14 protein-coding genes and 1 tRNA gene are annotated in these 17,811 nt (G+C 68.8%); 8 read left to right on the forward strand and 7 right to left on the reverse strand.

Annotated elements, in window-relative coordinates:
• Window positions 1–81: 81 nt before the first annotated feature.
• On the forward strand, window positions 82–1,473 hold the full coding sequence (chrA, locus tag Sp245p_RS20110) for a chromate efflux transporter (protein ID WP_014198040.1): 1,392 nt from the start codon (window positions 82–84) through the stop codon (window positions 1,471–1,473).
• A gap of 57 nt (window positions 1,474–1,530) precedes the next feature.
• Here chrA and Sp245p_RS35030 read toward each other — a convergent pair whose 3' ends face one another.
• From Sp245p_RS35030 to Sp245p_RS20130, 5 genes are all read right to left on the reverse strand, one after another.
• Window positions 1,531–1,701 (reverse strand): hypothetical protein, encoded by a 171-nt coding sequence (locus Sp245p_RS35030; protein ID WP_014198041.1) that lies wholly within the window; start codon window positions 1,699–1,701, stop codon window positions 1,531–1,533.
• A gap of 147 nt (window positions 1,702–1,848) precedes the next feature.
• On the reverse strand, window positions 1,849–2,517 hold the full coding sequence (locus Sp245p_RS20115; RefSeq protein ID WP_014198042.1) for a glutathione S-transferase family protein: 669 nt from the start codon (window positions 2,515–2,517) through the stop codon (window positions 1,849–1,851).
• 101 nt (window positions 2,518–2,618) lie between these two features.
• Entirely contained in the window at window positions 2,619–3,104 is a 486-nt protein-coding gene (locus Sp245p_RS20120) for a GNAT family N-acetyltransferase (RefSeq protein ID WP_014198043.1), read from the reverse strand.
• A 187-nt stretch (window positions 3,105–3,291) separates the two neighbouring features.
• Window positions 3,292–7,839 carry a glutamate synthase large subunit gene (gene gltB, locus Sp245p_RS20125; RefSeq protein WP_109138799.1) on the reverse strand — a complete coding sequence of 1,516 codons (4,548 nt, stop codon included), beginning with the start codon at window positions 7,837–7,839 and terminating at the stop codon, window positions 3,292–3,294.
• A 119-nt stretch (window positions 7,840–7,958) separates the two neighbouring features.
• Window positions 7,959–9,407 carry an NAD(P)-dependent oxidoreductase gene (locus tag Sp245p_RS20130; RefSeq protein ID WP_109138800.1) on the reverse strand — a complete coding sequence of 483 codons (1,449 nt, stop codon included), beginning with the start codon at window positions 9,405–9,407 and terminating at the stop codon, window positions 7,959–7,961.
• Window positions 9,408–9,798: 391 nt separating this feature from the next.
• Between Sp245p_RS20130 and Sp245p_RS20135 the strand changes: the two genes are divergently transcribed.
• Window positions 9,799–10,599: an undecaprenyl-diphosphate phosphatase gene (locus Sp245p_RS20135; RefSeq protein ID WP_109138801.1), complete on the forward strand. Its 801-nt coding sequence runs from the start codon at window positions 9,799–9,801 to the stop codon at window positions 10,597–10,599.
• Between the two features lie 35 nt (window positions 10,600–10,634).
• On the opposite strand, the gene Sp245p_RS20140 is transcribed toward Sp245p_RS20135, so the two are convergent.
• Window positions 10,635–11,810, reverse strand: coding sequence for an MFS transporter (locus tag Sp245p_RS20140; protein ID WP_014198046.1), 1,176 nt, complete (start codon window positions 11,808–11,810; stop codon window positions 10,635–10,637).
• 218 nt (window positions 11,811–12,028) lie between these two features.
• Complete coding sequence (locus Sp245p_RS20145; RefSeq protein WP_014198047.1) at window positions 12,029–13,018, reverse strand: complex I NDUFA9 subunit family protein; 990 nt, start codon at window positions 13,016–13,018, stop codon at window positions 12,029–12,031.
• A 229-nt stretch (window positions 13,019–13,247) separates the two neighbouring features.
• Here Sp245p_RS20145 and Sp245p_RS20150 point away from each other — a divergent pair.
• The 6 genes from Sp245p_RS20150 (at window position 13,248) to lptB (ending at window position 17,801) form a co-directional block, all read left to right on the forward strand.
• A tRNA-Leu gene (locus Sp245p_RS20150) sits at window positions 13,248–13,334 on the forward strand.
• 123 nt (window positions 13,335–13,457) lie between these two features.
• Window positions 13,458–14,084, forward strand: coding sequence for a ribonuclease D (locus Sp245p_RS20155; RefSeq protein WP_014198048.1), 627 nt, complete (start codon window positions 13,458–13,460; stop codon window positions 14,082–14,084).
• A gap of 184 nt (window positions 14,085–14,268) precedes the next feature.
• Complete coding sequence (locus tag Sp245p_RS20160; RefSeq protein WP_014198049.1) at window positions 14,269–15,297, forward strand: KpsF/GutQ family sugar-phosphate isomerase; 1,029 nt, start codon at window positions 14,269–14,271, stop codon at window positions 15,295–15,297.
• Between the two features lie 26 nt (window positions 15,298–15,323).
• On the forward strand, window positions 15,324–16,061 hold the full coding sequence (gene lptC / locus Sp245p_RS20165) for an LPS export ABC transporter periplasmic protein LptC (protein ID WP_014198050.1): 738 nt from the start codon (window positions 15,324–15,326) through the stop codon (window positions 16,059–16,061).
• The gene (locus tag Sp245p_RS20170; protein WP_014198051.1) at window positions 16,058–16,957 is read left to right on the forward strand and encodes an LptA/OstA family protein; all 900 of its coding nucleotides are present in this window, start codon (window positions 16,058–16,060) and stop codon (window positions 16,955–16,957) included. The genes lptC and Sp245p_RS20170 overlap by 4 nt, the downstream gene beginning before the upstream one ends.
• A 19-nt stretch (window positions 16,958–16,976) precedes the next feature.
• Window positions 16,977–17,801 (forward strand): LPS export ABC transporter ATP-binding protein, encoded by an 825-nt coding sequence (gene lptB, locus Sp245p_RS20175; protein ID WP_014198052.1) that lies wholly within the window; start codon window positions 16,977–16,979, stop codon window positions 17,799–17,801.
• Window positions 17,802–17,811: the final 10 nt, after the last annotated feature.

The following is a 17,811-nucleotide window of genomic DNA, read 5'->3' on the forward strand; positions in this document are numbered from 1 at the left end:
TTACCGTCACATCTCCGCGCTGGCGGCGGACCGTCCCTTGTGGTCTGAATGGTGCCCCTTCGCGTGCTCCGGAGACGACGGATGACCCAGGCGGACAGCGCCAACGCACCCGGTGTGGACACCGCCGGCCACGGGGTGAGCCTCGGCGAGGCCACGCGGGTTTGGGCGCGGATCGCGGCGCTGAGCTTCGGCGGCCCGGCCGGCCAGATCGCCATGATGCACCGCGTGGTGGTGGACGAGAAGAAGTGGATCGGGGAGGAGCGGTTCCTCCACGCCTTGAACTACTGCATGCTGCTGCCAGGGCCGGAGGCGCAGCAGCTGGCCGTCTACATCGGCTGGCTGATGCACCGGACGGTGGGCGGGCTGATCGCCGGCGTCCTGTTCGTCCTGCCCGGCGCGCTGGCCATCATGGTGCTCAGCCTGCTCTACGCGACGCTGGGAAACACCGGGCCGGTGCAGGGGCTGTTCTTCGGGCTGAAGGCGGCGGTGCTCGCCGTCGTGCTGGAAGCGGTGGTCCGCGTCGGGCGGCGCACGCTGAAGAACGGGGCGATGGTCGCCCTGTCGGCGGCGGCCTTCCTGGCGATCTTCGCCTTCAATGTCCCGTTCCCCCTGATCATCCTGACCGCCGCCCTGATCGGGCTGGGTGGGGCGCGGCTGGGCGTCTCCGCCTTCCGGCCGATGCCGCACGGGCCGGCTGCGTCCACGCACGGGAGCAGCCTTCTGGGCGAGGAGACGCCGGACCACGCGCGCCCCTCCACCGCTTGGTCGCTGCGGGTCGGGGCGGTCTGCCTCGCTTTGTGGCTGGGGCCGGTGCTGGCGCTGCTGCTGACGCTGGGGCCGGACAACACGTTCACCGGCATCGCCGTCTTCTTCTCCAAGATGGCGGTGGTGACCTTCGGCGGCGCCTACGCCGTGCTGGCCTATGTGGCGCAGCAGGCGGTGGAGACCTACGGCTGGCTCCATCCCGGCGAGATGCTCGACGGGCTGGGCATGGCGGAGACGACGCCGGGGCCGCTGATCATGGTGGTGCAGTTCGTCGGCTTTCTCGGCGCGCTGCGCGATCCGGGGGCGCTGCCGCCGCTGCTGGCCGGGGTGCTGGGCGGGCTGCTGACCACCTGGGTCACCTTCGTACCCTGCTTCCTGTGGATCTTCCTCGGCGCGCCCTATGTGGAGGCGCTGCGCGGCAACCGGATGCTCGGCGCCGCCCTGTCGGCGATCACCGCGGCGGTGGTCGGGGTGATCCTGAATCTGGCGGTGTGGTTCGCCCTGCACACGCTGTTCGCCCGCCTGGAACCGGTGTCCGTCGCCGGCATGGCGCTGGACCTGCCCGTTCTCGCCAGCGTCAACCTGCCCGCCCTGGCGCTGACCGTGGCGGCGGTGCTGGCGGTGTTCCGCTTCAAGGCGGGGATGCTGCCCACCCTGGGCGCCTGCGCGCTGGCCGGCGTGGCGCTGCGCATGGCGGGGGTGGCGTAGGGCGCGGGCAGCCTGTCGCCGCAGGCCGCGCCGGGGACGGCGCGGCCCGGGCCCGGCTCAATGCATCTCCTGAACCTGGGCGATGCGTTCGGTGATTCCTTCGAGGCGGCGGGACAACTGGTCCTCGTCCTCCGGCGCGATCTGGCCCTTGCGTTGGGCAAGCCGCAGGGCCGCTTGCGCCTCCTCCAGGCAATCGAGCGTGTGACGCACGTAGTCGTGTTGGGCCATGCCCCCATCCTCCTCAGCCGTTCTGCTACAAAAGCGAAACAGACCGGTACGGATGGGGTTCCCTCCTTTGGCGGGGCCTATCCCGGTCGGACAGATCGGATCGGGAGAGATCGGGCCGGAATTTTCCCGCAAGGATGGTGTGGAAATTCAGAAATCCAGGTCGGCGTAATGGCGGGGCGGCGGGCAGCCGGGGATGCTGTCGGTCAGCAGGCCGCGGAAGCTGGGGCGCGATTTGATGCGGGCGTACCAGTCCTTGGCCTCCGGCACCTTGTCCCACGGCACGTTGTCCACGTAATCGACGCAGGACAGCGCCGCCGCCGCCGCGATGTCGGCCACCGTGAAGCTGGAGCCGGCCAGCCAGGGGCGACGCTCCGACAGGAAGGCGATGTATTCCATGTGGTACTGGATGTTCGCCAGACCGGCGCGGATCGCCGGGGCGTAGGGGTGGCCCTGGCCGGACAGCCGCTTGATCAGCTTCTCGCCGACCAGATTCTCGGTCACCTCGCGGTCGAAGGTCCGGGTGAACCAGTCGACGATCCGGCGTACCTCGGCGCGGGCCGCCACCTCCCGCGGCATCAGGGCCACGTCGGGATAGGCCTCCTCCAGATACTCCAGCACGGGCAGCCCGCCGGCCACGACGGTTCCGTCCTCCTCCACCAGCACCGGCGGCTCGCCGGCGGGGTTGAGCATCAGGAAATCCTCGCGCCGTTCCCACGGCTTCTCGATGACCGTGTCGAAGGGAAGACCCTTCTCGGCCAGCATCACCCGCGCGACGCGGGACAAGGGATGGAGGGGATGGTGATGGAGTGTCCGCATGCCGGGCCGGACTGTAGCGTATGGGGAGCGTGGAAAACAGTCTGCGCTTTGGCCTGTGACGCCGCTCCTTCGGCTTATGGATTAACCGTGCCGAGGGGGTGTCAAAGGGCGGATTTGCGGTAGACCACCAGGGGGTCCGCATCCCCGCCGCCTTCGGCGCCGGGAACCGGGGTCCAGCCGTTGTGCTCGTAGAAGGCGCGGGCCGCCGCGTTGCGCGAGGCGCAGGCCAGTTCGGCGGAGCCGCGCAGCAGGGTCAGCGCCTCGCGCAGCAGCGCGCTGCCGATGCCCCGCCCGCGCCACAGCGGGTCGATGAACAGGGTGTGGATGAAGCGGTCGCCGGCATCGACGGAGACGAAGCCGACGACCAGCCGGGTCGTCGCCCAGGCACCGGCTCCGGCACCGTCCAGTTCGGCCACCAGCACCTCTTCCCCGTCCACGCAGTCGTAATAGTCGTCCAGGCCGAAGCGGTCCTCGGGTTGCCAGGAAAAGGCGGCGCGGCGCCCGTGCAGGAAGATATCGGCGCAGCGCGGCCCGTCGGCCACGGTGGCGAAGCGAATGTTGATGCGCAAGCCGTCCTCTGCCGGCATGACGCCCTCCCGTGTGGTTGCGGATGCCCCCAGGCGGTCCTAACAACCCATTCCGCACCAGATTATTCCAAGAACCGGCGCCATGAAAAGGACGCCCGTGCGACGGCGGGCGTGAAAAACGGCGGCCCGGTTACCCCGGACCGCCGTTCGCGTATGCGCAATCGACCTGAGACTTATTGCTTGGGTCTTACTCCGCCGAGATGGCCTTCGGCAGATGGACCGGGACTTCCAGGCGGTTCAGCATTTCCTTCGGAACGACTTGCCAGAACTTGGTCACCTCACGCGCCCAGTCGTTGAGGATCTCGGCGGCGAAGCGGCTCTGCGTCTCCGCCACATGCTCCTCGATCAGGTGCTTGAGCTGGCTTTCGTAGTGGCCGACCTCGATGCGCTGGAAGATCACGCTCTCGTCGTTGATGTAGAGGGGCAGGCTGTCGTCCAGGTCGTAGACGTAGGCCATGCCGCCCGTCATGCCGGCGGCGAAGTTGTCGCCGACCCGGCCGAGGATGACCGCCGTGCCGCCCGTCATGTACTCGCAGCCGTTGGAGCCGCAGCCCTCGACCACCACGGTGGCGCCGGAGTTGCGGACGGCGAACCGCTCGCCGGCCTGGCCCGCGGCGAACAGCTTGCCCGCCGTCGCGCCGTAGAGGACCGTGTTGCCGATGATCGTGTTCTTGTTGGTCTCCAGCGGGCTGGAGGTCGTCGGACGGACGACGATGGTGCCGCCCGACAGGCCCTTGCCGACATAGTCGTTGGCGTCGCCCATCACCTCCAGCTTGATGCCCTGCACCGCGAAGGCGCCGAGCGACTGGCCGGCGGTGCCGCGCAGGCGGATGGTGATGTGGCCGGGCTGCAGCCCGAACATGCCGAACTTGCGCGTCACCATCGAGGACAGCCGCGTGCCGATGGCGCGCTGCGTGTTGCGGGCGTTGTAGGCGAGCTGCATCTTCTCGCCCTCCTCGAACAGCGGGCGGGCGTCGGCGACGATGCGGGCGTCCAGCGTGTCCGGCACCTCGTTGCGGCCCTGCAGCGTGCAGTAGCGGGCGTTCTCGCCGGGATCGACCTGGGCCAGCAGCGGGTTCAGGTCGAGGTCGTCGAGATGCTCGGCGCCGCGGCTGACCTGATGCAGCAGGTCGGTGCGGCCGATCACCTCGTTCAGCGAGCGGAAGCCCAGGCCGGCCAGGATCTCGCGCACTTCCTCGGCGAGGAAGGTGAAGAGGTTGACGACCTTCTCCGGCGTGCCGACGAACTTCTGGCGCAGCTTGTCGTCCTGCACGCAGACGCCGACCGGGCAGGTGTTGCTGTGGCACTGGCGGACCATGATGCAGCCCATGGCGATCAGGCTGGCCGTGCCGATGCCGAACTCCTCAGCGCCCAGCATGGCGGCGATCACGATGTCGCGGCCGGTCTTCAGGCCGCCGTCGGTGCGCAGCCGCACGCGGTGGCGCAGGCGGTTCAGCGTCAGGACCTGATGGACCTCCGACAGGCCCATCTCCCAGGGCAGGCCGGCGAACTTGATCGAGGTCTGCGGGGAAGCGCCCGTGCCGCCGCTGTTGCCGGAGATCAGGATGATGTCGGCGTTGGCCTTGGCGACGCCCGCGGCAATCGTTCCGATGCCGGAACGGCTGACCAGCTTCACCGTCACTTTCGCATCCGGATTGATCTGCTTCAGGTCATAGATGAGCTGGGCCAGATCCTCGATCGAGTAGATGTCGTGGTGCGGCGGCGGGCTGATGAGCATCACGCCCGGCGTCGAGTGACGCAGCCGCGCGATCATCTCGGTCACCTTGAAGCCGGGGAGCTGGCCGCCCTCGCCGGGCTTGGCGCCCTGGGCGACCTTGATCTCCAGCTCGCGGCACTGGTTCAGGTACTCGGCGGTGACACCGAAGCGGCCCGAGGCCACCTGCTTGATGGCGCTGTTCCAGTTGTCGCCGTTCTTGTCCGGGCGGAAGCGCGCCGGGTCCTCGCCGCCCTCGCCGCTGTCGGACTTGGCGCCGATGCGGTTCATGGCGACGTTCAGCGTGCCGTGGGCTTCGGGCGAGAGGGCGCCCATGGACATGCCCGGCGTGATGAAGCGCTTGCGGATCGCGGTGATGCTCTCGACCTCGTCCACCGGCACCGGGGCCTTGGTGGAGCGCAGCTCCAGCAGGTCGCGGAGCTGCATCGGCGGGCGCTTGTTCACCTGCTCGCTGTACTTCTTGAAGGTGGTGTAGCTGTCGTTGGTCACCGCCTGCTGCAGCGTGTGGATCACGCCGCCTTCCCAGCCGTGGCGGTCGCCCGACTTGCGGAAGCGGTAGAAGCCGCCGACCGGCAGGGCCACGACCTCCTCGTTGTAGGCGGTGGCGTGCTGCTCCAGCACCTTCTTCTGGATGCCGTTCAGGCCGATGCCGGAGATGCGGCTGACCATCGCCGGGAAATGCTCGGCGACCAGCGCGCGGGACAGGCCGATGGCCTCGAAGTTGCCGCCGCCGCGGTAGCTGCTGATGACCGAGATGCCCATCTTGGACATGATCTTCAGCAGGCCGTCGTCGATGGCCTTCTTGTAGTTGGCCATGCCCTTTTCCAGCGGCATGGAGCCGAACAGGCCGCGGCGGTGACGCTCGGCGATGGCCTCCTGCGCGAGGTAGGCGTTGACCGTGGTGGCGCCGACGCCGATCAGCACGGCGAAGTAGTGGGTGTCCAGCCCCTCCGCCGTGCGCACGTTCAGCGAGGTGAAGGTGCGCAGGTTGGAGCGGATCAGGTGCGTGTGCACCGCACCGGTGGCGAGGATCGCCGGGATGGCGGCGCGCGCCGGGCCCATCGCCTCGTCGGTCAGGATGACGTGGGTGGCGCCGCCGCGAACGGCGTCCTCCGTCTCCTGGCGGATGCGGCGCAGCGCGTCGCGCAGGGCTTCCGGGCCGCCGTCGACCGGGAAGGTCGCGTCGATCTCGGCCGCCGTGTCGCCCATGTAGTCGCGCATGGCGCGGAACTCGGCGGTCGTCAGGACCGGCGATTCGAGCTGCAGCAGGCGGGTCTGCGTCTCGTCCTCGTCCAGGATGTTGCCGAGGTTGCCGAGCCGCGTCTTCAGGCTCATCACCCGGCGCTCACGCAAGCTGTCGATGGGCGGGTTGGTGACCTGGGAGAAGTTCTGGCGGAAGAAGTGGTGCAGGCCACGGTACTTGTCGGACAGCACGGCGATGGGGCTGTCGTCGCCCATCGAGCCGATGGCCTCCTTACCGTCCTCCACCATCGGGTGCAGGATCAGCTCCATGTCTTCCATGGTCAGGCCGAAGGCCTGCTGGCGGCGGCGCAGCTCGGCCTTGTCCATGTCCGACGGCTCGCCCTTCAGCGAGGCGGTCTTGACCAGCTCGTCCAGGTGGGTGGTGTTCTGCACCCACTTGTCCCACGGCTTCAGCGTGGCGAGATGGTCCTTCAGCTCGCGGTCGCGGTAGAGCTTGCCGGACTGCAGGTCGACGGCGATCATCTCGCCCGGGCCGAGGCGGCCCTTCTCGATGACCTGGGTCTCGTCGATCTTCACCATGCCCGTCTCGGACCCGCCGATGATCAGGCCGTCGGTGGTGATCGTGTAACGCATCGGGCGCAGGCCGTTGCGGTCCATGCCGCCGACGACCCAGCGGCCGTCGGTCATGGCCAGCGCCGCCGGGCCGTCCCACGGCTCCATGACGGAGTTGCAGTACTGGATCAGCGCCTTGTGGTTGTCCGGCGTGGTCTGCGAGCTGGTCAGCGCCTGCGGCACCAGCATCATCTTGACCATCGGGGCGGTGCGGCCGGCGCGGACCATCACCTCGAACACGGTGTCGAGCGAGCCGGAGTCCGACAGGCCGACGCCGATCACCGGCTTCAGGTCCTGCATGTGGGTGCCGAAGGCCGGATGCTCCATCCGGGTCTCGTGCGCCTTCATCCAGTTGACGTTGCCCTTGACCGTGTTGATCTCGCCGTTGTGGGCGAGCATGCGGAAGGGCTGGGCCAGAGGCCAGGTCGGGAAGGTGTTGGTCGAATAGCGCTGGTGGTAGATGGCGAAGTCGGACTCGAAGCGCTCGTCCAGCAGGTCCGGGTAGAAGGTGGTCAGCTGCTCCGCCAGGAACATGCCCTTGTAGATGATCGAGCGGGCCGACAGCGAGCAGATGTAAAAGTCGTTGATCTGCTCACCTTTCACCGCCTTTTCGATGCGGCGGCGGATGATGTAGAGATCCAGCTCGAACTGCTCGTCGGACACGCCCTTGTTGTTGCCGACGATGATCTGCTCGATCTCCGGGCGGGTCGCGTTGGCCTTCTCGCCGATGATGTCGACGTTGATCGGCACCTGGCGCCAGCCGTAGATGTAGTAGCCGAAGGCCAGGATCTCGGTCTCGACGATGCAGCGGCAGGCTTCCTGCGCGTCCAGGCTGATGCGCGGCAGGAAGACCTGGCCAACGGCCAGCTTGTTGTCCGGCGCGCGGTGGCCGATGACCTTCACATGGTCCTTGAAGAACTTCTGCGGCACGGCGACGTGGATGCCGGCACCGTCGCCCGTCTTGCCGTCGGCGTCCACGGCGCCGCGGTGCCAGACGGCCTTCAGCGCCTCGATGCCTTTCTCGACCACCGAGCGGCGGGGCTTGCCGTCGATCGCGGCGATGAAGCCGACGCCGCAGGCGTCGTGCTCATCCTCCGGGTTGTAGGCGTTGGCAGTGGTCAGCGCCGCGGCGTTGGCGCGGAAGTCAGCGACGAACTGCTCACCCTGGTTCAACTCGGTGGTCATCGGTGGACCCTTTCAGTCAGTCTGTTCGGAAAGGGGACTTCGCCCCTTCACCCCCGCCAGGGGCCGAAATGGACCCCTGGAACCCGCGGAATTATGGATTGGTCGGCTTGGCCCGGCCGTTATTCGGCCGCCTGGGCCAGCGGCGCTTCAGCCTTCGCCCTGGCGTAGGCGTGGATGCCCTCCGCCGCGTCGCGGCCGTCGCGGATGGCCCACACCACCAGCGAGGCGCCGCGCACGATGTCGCCGGCGGCGAACACGCCCTCCAGGTTGGTCATCTTGCTGCGGTGGTCGACCAGCAGCGTGCCCCAGCGGGTGACCTTCAGCTCCGCCTCGCCGAACAGGGCGGGCAGATCCTCCGGCTCGAAGCCGAGCGCCTTGATGACCAGATCGGCCTGGACGGTGAACTCCGACCCCTCGATCACCTGCGGGGTTTGGCGGCCGGTGGCGTCGGCCACGCCCAGATGGATGCGCACGGCGCGCACGCCGGTGACCACGCTGTCGCCGGTGAAGCCTTCCGGGGCGGCCTGCCAGATGAACTCCACGCCCTCTTCCTCGGCGTGGGCGACCTCGCGCTGCGAGCCCGGCATGTTCTTGCGGTCGCGGCGGTACAGACACTTGACCGACGTGGCGCCCTGGCGGATGGCCGTGCGCACGCAGTCCATGGCGGTGTCGCCGCCGCCCAGAACCACCACATGCTTGCCCGCGGCGTTCAGGGAGCCGTTCTCGTACGCCTCCACCGTGTCGCCCAGGCTGACCTTGTTGGAGGTGGTCAGATAGTCCAGCGCCGCCACGATGTTGCCCAGGCCCGAGCCCGGCGCCTTGATGTCGCGCGCCTTGTAGACGCCGGTGGCGACCAGGACGGCGACGTGCTTGCGGCGCAGCTCCGGCAGGGAGGCGTCGCGGCCGACCTCGAAGTTCGGGTGGTAGATCACCCCGGCGTCGGCCAGAAGCTGGACGCGGCGCTCGACCACCGACTTCTCCAGCTTGAAGCCGGGGATGCCGTAGACCAGCAGGCCGCCCATGCGGTCGTAGCGGTCGTAGACGTGCACCTCGTAGCCCTTGGCGCGCAGCTCCTCGGCGGCGGCGAGGCCGGCGGGACCGGCGCCGATGACGCCGACCGAGACGCCAAGCTCACGCGACGGCTTGCGCGGCTTCACCCAGCCCTGATCCCAGGCGGTGTCGTTGATGTACTTCTCGACCGAGCCGATGGTGACGGCGCCGTGGGTGGACTGCTCGATGACGCAGTTGCCCTCGCACAGGCGGTCCTGCGGGCAGATGCGGCCGCAGATCTCCGGGAAGTTGTTGGTGGCCTGGGAGACCTCGTACGCCTCCTCCAGCCGGCCTTCGGAAGTCAGCTTCAGCCAGTCGGGGATGTTGTTGGAGACCGGGCAGTGCACCTGGCAGAAGGGAACGCCGCACTGTGAGCAGCGGTTGGCCTGCTCGTTGGCGCGCTCGTCGCTGAAACGGGCGTAGATCTCGGCGAAATCCTGGCGGCGCTCCGTGGCCGGGCGTTTGTCGGGCATCCGCTGCGCGGTGTGCACGAAGCCCAACATCCTCTGGTTCGCCATAACGCCTGCTCCTTCTTCCCGTGTCCCGTGCATGGGGACGGCGCCGGCGGCCGGGCGGCCCTTTTCGTGCCGGTGGGGCATGGCGAGGGGCGTGGCCGCAGTGAAAACGAAAGCCCGCGGTCACGCGGTCTGAACGTCATATACCGCAAGAGAAGGCGCCGCGCGAGCATATTTTCGCCGTTAGGACAGCATGGCTGACCAAACCGTGACTCGATGTCGCGGACGCCTCCGGGAACGGCCGGAGTGCCCGAAAAACAAGCAAGAAAATTAGGTCCGATCCGGGACTATCGCCCAATTCGGGGTATCGCCCCATGGGTCGTCGCCTTCGCCATGTTGCACTGCTATAAGCCGGACATTGCCCCCCGCAATCTTGTCAGAGGCCCCGCGCCGCATGTTGATCGACCAATATCTGGACGCCGCTCTGCTCGGCCTGATCGAAGGGCTGACCGAATTCCTGCCGGTCTCGTCCACCGGCCACCTGATCATTTTCGACACCCTGCTGGGCTTTGAAGGCCCGCCGGGCAAGGTGTTCGAGGTGGTGATCCAGCTCGGTGCGATCCTGGCGATCTGCACGGTCTATTTCGCCCGGCTGTGGAAGGTGGTCACCGGATTGAAGGACGATCCGGGCGCCCGCCACTTCGCGATGGCGGTGATCCTGGCCTTCCTGCCGGCGATGGTGCTGGGGGCGGCGCTGCACGGCGTCATCAAGGCGGTGCTGTTCAACCCGACGGTGGTCAGCATCGCGCTGATCCTGGGCGGCGTGGCGATCCTGATGGCGGAGCGGCTGGTGCCCGCCCCGCGCTACCACCAGATCGAACGCTTTCCGGCGCCGCTCGCCCTGAAGATCGGCCTGTGCCAGTGCCTGGCGCTGGTGCCGGGCGTGTCGCGCTCGGGCGCGACGATCCTCGGCTCGCTGCTGATGGGGGTGGACCGGCGGACCGCCGCGGAATTCTCCTTCTTCCTGGCGATCCCGACCATGGCCGGCGCCACGGTCTACGACCTCTACAAGAATTGGAGCCTGATGACCGTCGACTCCGCGCTGCTGATCGGGGTCGGCTTCGTCACCGCCTTCATCGCGGCGGCGCTGGTGGTCAAGGTGCTGGTGGACTTCGTCGGGCGCTACGGCTTCGCGCCCTTCGCCTGGTACCGCATCGCCATCGGGTCGGGGATGCTGGCGTTCCTCTATCTGTAAAAAGCCGGCCGTAAAAAGCCGGTTTCCCGCGCGCCTCAGCCCTGTTGGGCGACGGCGCGCGAGGAGGCCGCGGCGATGACCAGGGCCAGCGCGGCGACCAGGGCGAAGGAAAAGCCCACCGTGCTGGCCTCCGCCACGAAGCCGAGCAGGGCCGGGCCGGTCAGCACGCCGGCGTAGCCGAGGGTCGCCACCGCGGCGATGGCCTGGCCGGCCTCTCCCTCCGCCTTGGCGCCGGCGGCGCTGAACAGCACCGGCACCACGTTCGACAGGCCGAGCCCGGTCAGCCCGAACCCGGCGACCGCCACCACCGGCCCGCCGCCGGTCAGCGCGACGGCCAGCCCGGCGAAGGCCAGCACGGCGCCGGCGCGGACCAGCACCGGCCCGCCGAAACGCTGGCGCAGCCGGTCGCCGCAGAAGCGGCCCACCGCCATGGCGCCGGAAAAGACGGCGAAGCCCAGCGCCGCGATCGACGCCGCACCCCCCAGATCCTCGCGCAGATAGACGGCGCTCCAGTCCAGGATCGCGCCCTCGCTCATGAAGGCCAGGAAGGTCAGCGCGCCCAGCAGCAGCGTGCCGCGGTCGGGCAGGGCGAGGCCCGTCGGCTCCGCCTGCTGATCGGCACTTCCGGGCAGGAAGCGGCGGTGCAGCGCGAAGAACAGGGCGAGCAGCGCCGCCGCGAGGATGGACGCCTGGACCGGCGGCGGCAGGACTTGCAGCAGCAGACCGCCCACCCCCGCGCCGAACAGGCCGCCCAGGCTCCACATGCCGTGCAGCGACGACATGATCGGCCGCCCGAGATGGCGCTCCACCAAAGCGCCGTGGGCGTTCATCGCCACGTCCATGGTGCCGCCCGCCGCCCCGAACAGGAACAGCACCGCGCACAGCGACAACAGGTCCGGCATCAGCGCCGGCAGCGGCAGGATCAGGGCGAAGGCCACGGCGGTGAGCCGGATCACCGGGGCGCTGCCGACGCGGCCGAGCAGGGGGCCCGTGCCGACCATGGCGGTCAGCGCCCCGGCGGCGAGGCAGAGCAGGGCGACGCCGAGCACGCCGGGGCTGAGGTCCAGGTGATCCTTGATCGCCGGGATCTGGGTGGCCCAGACGCCGAAGACCGACCCGTTGACGAAGAAGGCCACCAGGGAGGCCAGCCGGGCGCCCGGGGCGCGGTCGGCGAATTCCCGTATGGTGAAATCCTGCGTTGCGGTCTGCATGAGTCCCCACGCTCCTTCCGTCGCCCCGATGAAGGGGCCAGATGCGGCAGGACGGCGCGGGAATCAAGGCCGTGCGCCGCAGGGCACCCTTGCGCGGCTCTTTCGTACGGGATGGCAGGCCCGCGAAACGGCGAAAGCCCCGGCGGCGGGCCGGGGCTTTCGTGTCGATGACGCCAGACCGTTGTAGGCCAGACCGTTGTAGGCCAAGCCGTTGGGGATCAGTGCGCGCCGGAATGGTTGCCGGCGTCGCGCGGCATCGTGTTGGAGCGGCCGCCAACGATGAAGCGCGACAGGTAGGTCGGCAGGATCACCTCGCAGCTCGACAGGTTGGTGATGCCCAGCTCCTTGAAGCCCGGCGCGCCGGCGGCGGCGACGTTGTCGGTCCGCAGCATCTCCACCTGATCGCGGGTCAGCGGCGGGGCGACGATCGGCGGCACCTTCTCCAGCAGGCCGCCCAGCGTCTCCGCGATGTTCCAGGGAACCGGGACGAGGAAGCGCTTGCGGCGGATCTCCCGCAGCATGAGCTGCATCAGCTCCTTGAAGCTGTAGACGCGCGGACCGCCCAGCTCGAAAGTCCGGCCGACCGCCGAGTCCAGCGTCGCGGCGGCAGCGATGGCGTCGGCCAGATCGCCGACATAGACCGGCTGAAACTTCGTCGATCCGCCGATCAGCGGCAGCGCCGGGGAGACCTGCGCCATGGCGGCGAACTTGTTGAAGAAGCCGTCCTCCGGTCCGAAGACGATGCTCGGGCGGACGATGGTGGCGCCGGGGAAGGCCTGCGCCACCGCCTGCTCGCCCGCCGCCTTGGACTTGGCGTAGGCCGAGGCCGACTTGGCGTCGGCGCCGATGGCCGAGACATGGACCAGACGGCGCACGCCGCTGGCCTTGGCGATGCGGGCGATGCGCGCCGGGGCGTCGACATGCACGGTCTGGAAATTCCAGGCCCCGCGCTCATAGAGCGTGCCGATCAGGTTGATGACGGTGTCCGCACCCTGGATGGCCCGTGCGACGGACTGGTCGTCCTTCACGTCGGCGGCCATCGGCACGATCTGGCCGACCGAGCCGGCGGTCTTCAGGAAATTGGCCTTGTTCGGATGGCGCGACACCACGCGCACGATGGCGCCGGTCTTGGCGAGGCGGCGAATGAGATGGCGGCCGACGAATCCCGAACCGCCGAACACCGTGACCACTTCAGAGCGATAGGACATCGACCTTCTCCCGTGCCGTTGGGCCCGCAAATTCTTCCCTGCCGGGCCGCCCGCCAGCGGGGCGGGGCGACCGGATCGGGGGTTGCTTATATAGAAACCTCCTAGAAGAGGCTAGGGCCTGACGCGCCGCCCGCGACCCATTTCGCGCCCGGCAGGGCTTTCGGCGCGAAAGTGAAAAAAAGCTGTTGACGGGTCTCCGCCAGCCGGCTACATAAGCGGCCCACACCGAGCCCAGGTGGCGGAATTGGTAGACGCGCAGGTTTCAGGTACCTGTGGCAGAAATGTCGTGGAAGTTCGAGTCTTCTCCTGGGCACCATATCTACCCGGCTGCGCCGCATGCTACGGACCTCCCCCAGCGGGACGGAAAGGTAGCAGAGCGGCGTTCGTCGTTTCTGGGGTCCGTGGCCGGGGGCCGTCCTATTGAGCGGGAAGCCACCCAATGCCCATCGACCTCCATGACGGCGACCTGCCGGACGGTCTCGACCTGAAGTCCTTCGCCCGCGGCGGCGCCGTCGCCATCGACACCGAGACCATGGGGCTGAACCCCCACCGCGACCGGCTGTGCCTGGTCCAGCTTTCCCCCGGCGACGGCACGGTGCATCTGGTCCAGTTCCGCAAGGGCCAGTACGAGGCGCCCAATCTGAAGCGCCTGCTCACCGACCCCGAGGTCATCAAGCTGTTCCACTTCGCCCGCTTCGACGTGGCGGTGATGCAGGCCTATCTGGGCATCGTCTGCCAGCCGGTCTACTGCACCAAGGTCGCGTCCAAGCTGGTCCGCACCTTCACCGACAAGCACGGGCTGAAGGATCTGGTGAAGGACCTGCTGGGGGTGGAACTGTCCAAGCAGCAGCAGTCCTCCGACTGGGGCGCCGCGGAGCTGACGCCGGAGCAGATGAAATACGCCGCCTCCGACGTGCTGCACCTGCACGACCTGAAGGAGAAGCTGGACGTCATGCTGGCGCGCGAAGGGCGGACGCACCTCGCCAAGGCCTGTTTCGACTTCCTGCCGGTCCGCGGGGAACTGGACCTCGGCGGCTGGGAGCAGCCCGATATTCTGGCGCATTGACGGCTGGCGTCCTGAACAGCGAACCGGTGGAATAGGCCGGGCCTTCCGGACGTTGATTTGACCGGACGCGCGCGGGTGGGCATACTGCCCGCGCGGCGGCTGGCCCGTTGTCGCGGATACGCGCGTCGCCAGTCGGAGTACTCATTTCGGCCTCATGGGCCAACCAGAAGAGGCAAGCACCGCCTTGACGAGCCTGACCGTATCCAGCTTGGCATCCAGCCTGACCGATTGCCCGTCCGGCGCCGCTGCCGACTCCGCGGCCGACCGCGACGTCGCGAGCGCCCGGCGCGTCCTGCGGATGGAAGCCGACGCCCTGACCGCGCTGGCGGACGGGCTGGACGGCGCCTTCGTGCGCGCTCTGGACCGGCTGGCCGGAATCGCGGGGCGCGTCGTCGTCTCCGGCATGGGCAAGTCCGGCCATGTGGCGCGCAAGATCGCCGCGACCCTGGCCTCCACCGGCACGCCGGCCTTCTTCGTCCATCCCGGCGAGGCGAGCCACGGCGACCTCGGCATGATCGCCCGGCAGGACGCGGTCATCGCCCTGTCCAACTCCGGCGAGACTCACGAGCTGTCGGACATCGTCGCCTACACCCGCCGCTTCGACATCCCGCTGGTCGGCATCACCCGGCGCGCCGGCTCCTCCCTGGCCGAGCAGTCGGACGTGGCGCTGGTGCTGCCGCCGGCCCCGGAGGCCTGCCCGCTGGGTCTGGCCCCGACCACGTCGAGCACGATGATGCTGGCGCTGGGCGACGCCCTGGCGGTGGCGCTGCTGGAGCGGCGCGGCTTCACGGCGGCGGATTTCAAGCAGTTCCACCCCGGCGGCCAGCTCGGCCGCGCGCTGCTGAAGGTGACCGACGTGATGCACAAGGGCGAGGATATGCCCCTGTGCGCCTTGGATACGCCGCTTTCCACCGTCATATTCGAGATGACGGCCAAGCGGCTGGGCTGCGTCGGCGTGGTGGATGCCACGGGCGCGCTGGCCGGGGTCATCACGGACGGCGACCTCCGCCGCCATCTGACCCCGGAGCTGTGGGCCGAGCGCGCCGACAGCATCATGTCGCCGCGGCCCAAGACGATCCGCCCCAAGGCGCTGGTCGAGGAGGCGCTGCGGGAAATGAACGCGAAGCAGATCACCAGCCTGTTCGTGGTGGAGGCGGACCGGCCGCTCGGTGTTGTGCACATTCACGATTGCCTGCGCGCCGGGGCGGCGTGACGGGCAGCCGGAGGACGGTTGACGCCATGGACAGCGACCTGAAGGATCGGACGGTGAACACGAAGGAGCGGCGCGCCGATGCGCCTTCCCTCGCGGCGCAGCTCATGGGCATGCCGGGGGCGGTGCCGGACGGCGAGGCGGCCAAGCGCATCCACCGGCGCCGGGAAATCCGCCCGGTCAGCCGGGTCTACAGCCGCTTCGTCACCGGAATGAAGTTCGCGCTTCCGGCGCTGGCTCTGGCGGTGATGGCGCTGATCGCCGTGTGGCCGTCGCTGACCGAACTGCCGACCCTGCGCATTTCCGCCGACAAGGGCCAGCTTGAGATGATCAAGCCGCGCTATGTCGCGGTGGACGAGGACAACCAGCCCTTCTCGCTGGTGGCGGCCAAGGCCGACCGCATCGCCGACCAGCCGGACATCGTCCTGCTGGACCAGCCGGAGGCGGAGATGACCCAGACCGACGGCACCTGGGTGACCATGCGGTCGGACAAGGGCTGGTACAATCAGGTCACCGGCATCCTGAAGATGCGGGGCCATGTCCGCGTCATGCGCGACGACGGCAACGAATTCACCACCGAGGAAGCGGACTCCGACATCCGCAAGGGCACCGCCTGGGGCGATGTCCATGTCGTGGGCCAGGGGCCGCAGGGCGTGATCAACGCCGAAGGCTTCCGCCTGTCCGACCGTGGCAAGACGATGGTGTTCCTGAACCAGTCCAAGGCCGACGTCCAGGCCGCCGAAAGCCCGGGAGGAAAGACGCGTTGAGTGCAGCCACCCTTGCGGCCCCGCTGATGGCCGCGTTCCTCCTGCTGTCGGGGGCCGCCATCCCGGCGGCGGCCCAGGGGCTGCCCGGCCTCGGCGGCGGCCCGAACCCGGTCGAGGTCAACGCCGATCAGGCCATCGAATGGCATCAGGACGTGCGCGCCTATGTGGCGCGCGGCAACGCCTCGGCCAAGCGCAGCGACAGCACCGTCTACGCCGACGTGCTGACCGCCTACTACCGCGAGGTGCCCGGCAAGGGGAATGAGGTGTTCCAGCTTCTCGCCGAAGGCAACGTGCGCATCGTCAGCCCGACCCAGGAGGTCTTCGGCGAGCGGGGCGTCTACGACGTGGACAAGCAGGTGGCGGTGGTCACCGGGCGCAACCTGAAGCTGGTCACCCGCACCGACATCGTGACGGCGCGCGACACGCTGGAATATTACGAAGCCAGGAACATGACGGTGGCCCGCGGCGACGCCGTGGCCGTCCGCATCGCCAACGGCGACCGGCTGCGCGCCGACATCCTGATCGGCCAGCTCAAGAAGATGCCGGACGGTTCGACCCAGATGGAGCGCATCGACGGCGCCGGCAGCGTGGTGGTGACCACCGCGACCGACGTGGCGCTGTCGGACAAGCTGGTCTATTCGGTGGCCGACGAGACGGCGGTGCTGCTGGGCAACGTCAAGATCACCCGCAACGACAACCAGCTCAATGGCGACGCCGCCGAGATGAACATGAAGACCAAGGTCAACCGGGTGATCGCCGGCCCCGCCACCGGCGGGCGCGTGATGGGCCTTCTGATTCCCGGCCAGGAGCCGGGCGCGCCGGGTGGCCGGACCACCGCGCAGACGGGCGCCAAGCCCGCCGCGCAGACGGGCGGCACGCCCGCCGCGAAGCCCTGACGGACCCGGCAGCGAATCAATGGCCATGGACATCGAAGACCGGAACCTCGGCGGTCCGACCCTTTCCGCCCCGAACGCGTCGGGTCACCCGGCGGACCACCCCGCCACCGACGTGCGTCCGACCGAAGGGCTGGTGGCCCTGCATCTGGGCAAGGCCTACAAGAAGCGCCCGGTCGTCCGCGACGTGACCGTGACGGTCCAGCGCGGCGAGGCGGTCGGCCTCCTCGGCCCCAACGGGGCGGGCAAGACGACCTGCTTCTACATGATCACCGGGCTGATCGCCGCCGACTCCGGCACCATCCTGCTCGACGGGCAGGACATCACGGCGCTGCCCATGTATCGCCGGGCGCGGCTGGGCATCGGCTACCTGCCGCAGGAGGCGTCGATCTTCCGCGGCATGTCGGTGGAGAACAACATCCGCTCCGTGCTGGAGGTGGTGGAGCCCAACCGCGACACCCGCGAGCAGATGCTGGACGAGCTGCTGGCCGAGTTCTCGATCACCCACCTGCGCCGCGCCCCGGCGCTGGCGCTGTCCGGCGGCGAGCGGCGGCGCGTCGAGATCGCCCGCGCGCTGGCCTCCCAGCCGCATTTCATCCTGCTCGACGAGCCGCTGGCCGGCATCGACCCGATCGCGGTGAACGACATCCGCGAGCTGGTCAGCCACCTGCGCGACCGCGGCATCGGCGTGCTCATCACCGACCACAACGTGCGTGAAACGCTCGATCTCGTCGATCGGGCATACATCTTGCACGATGGTGTGGTACTAATGGAGGGAGAGCCGGCCGAGATCGTGGCGCACGAGGACGTGCGCCGGGTCTACCTCGGGGACCGGTTCAGCCTCTAGTGCGGTTTCC

The sequence above is a fragment of the Azospirillum baldaniorum genome (assembly GCF_003119195.2).
Classification (GTDB): domain Bacteria; phylum Pseudomonadota; class Alphaproteobacteria; order Azospirillales; family Azospirillaceae; genus Azospirillum; species Azospirillum baldaniorum.

Excerpts from the sequence above, each read along its gene's own strand:
- chrA (WP_014198040.1), top strand. The coding sequence starts at position 82 with ATGACCCAGGCGGACAGCGCCAACGCACCCGGTGTGGACACCGCCGGC.
- Sp245p_RS35030 (WP_014198041.1), bottom strand. The coding sequence starts at position 1,701 with ATGGCCCAACACGACTACGTGCGTCACACGCTCGATTGCCTGGAGGAG.
- Sp245p_RS20115 (WP_014198042.1), bottom strand. The coding sequence starts at position 2,517 with ATGCGGACACTCCATCACCATCCCCTCCATCCCTTGTCCCGCGTCGCG.
- Sp245p_RS20120 (WP_014198043.1), bottom strand. The coding sequence starts at position 3,104 with ATGCCGGCAGAGGACGGCTTGCGCATCAACATTCGCTTCGCCACCGTG.
- gltB (WP_109138799.1), bottom strand. The coding sequence starts at position 7,839 with ATGACCACCGAGTTGAACCAGGGTGAGCAGTTCGTCGCTGACTTCCGC.
- Sp245p_RS20130 (WP_109138800.1), bottom strand. The coding sequence starts at position 9,407 with ATGGCGAACCAGAGGATGTTGGGCTTCGTGCACACCGCGCAGCGGATG.
- Sp245p_RS20135 (WP_109138801.1), top strand. The coding sequence starts at position 9,799 with ATGTTGATCGACCAATATCTGGACGCCGCTCTGCTCGGCCTGATCGAA.
- Sp245p_RS20140 (WP_014198046.1), bottom strand. The coding sequence starts at position 11,810 with ATGCAGACCGCAACGCAGGATTTCACCATACGGGAATTCGCCGACCGC.
- Sp245p_RS20145 (WP_014198047.1), bottom strand. The coding sequence starts at position 13,018 with ATGTCCTATCGCTCTGAAGTGGTCACGGTGTTCGGCGGTTCGGGATTC.
- Sp245p_RS20155 (WP_014198048.1), top strand. The coding sequence starts at position 13,458 with ATGCCCATCGACCTCCATGACGGCGACCTGCCGGACGGTCTCGACCTG.
- lptC (WP_014198050.1), top strand. The coding sequence starts at position 15,324 with ATGGACAGCGACCTGAAGGATCGGACGGTGAACACGAAGGAGCGGCGC.
- lptB (WP_014198052.1), top strand. The coding sequence starts at position 16,977 with ATGGCCATGGACATCGAAGACCGGAACCTCGGCGGTCCGACCCTTTCC.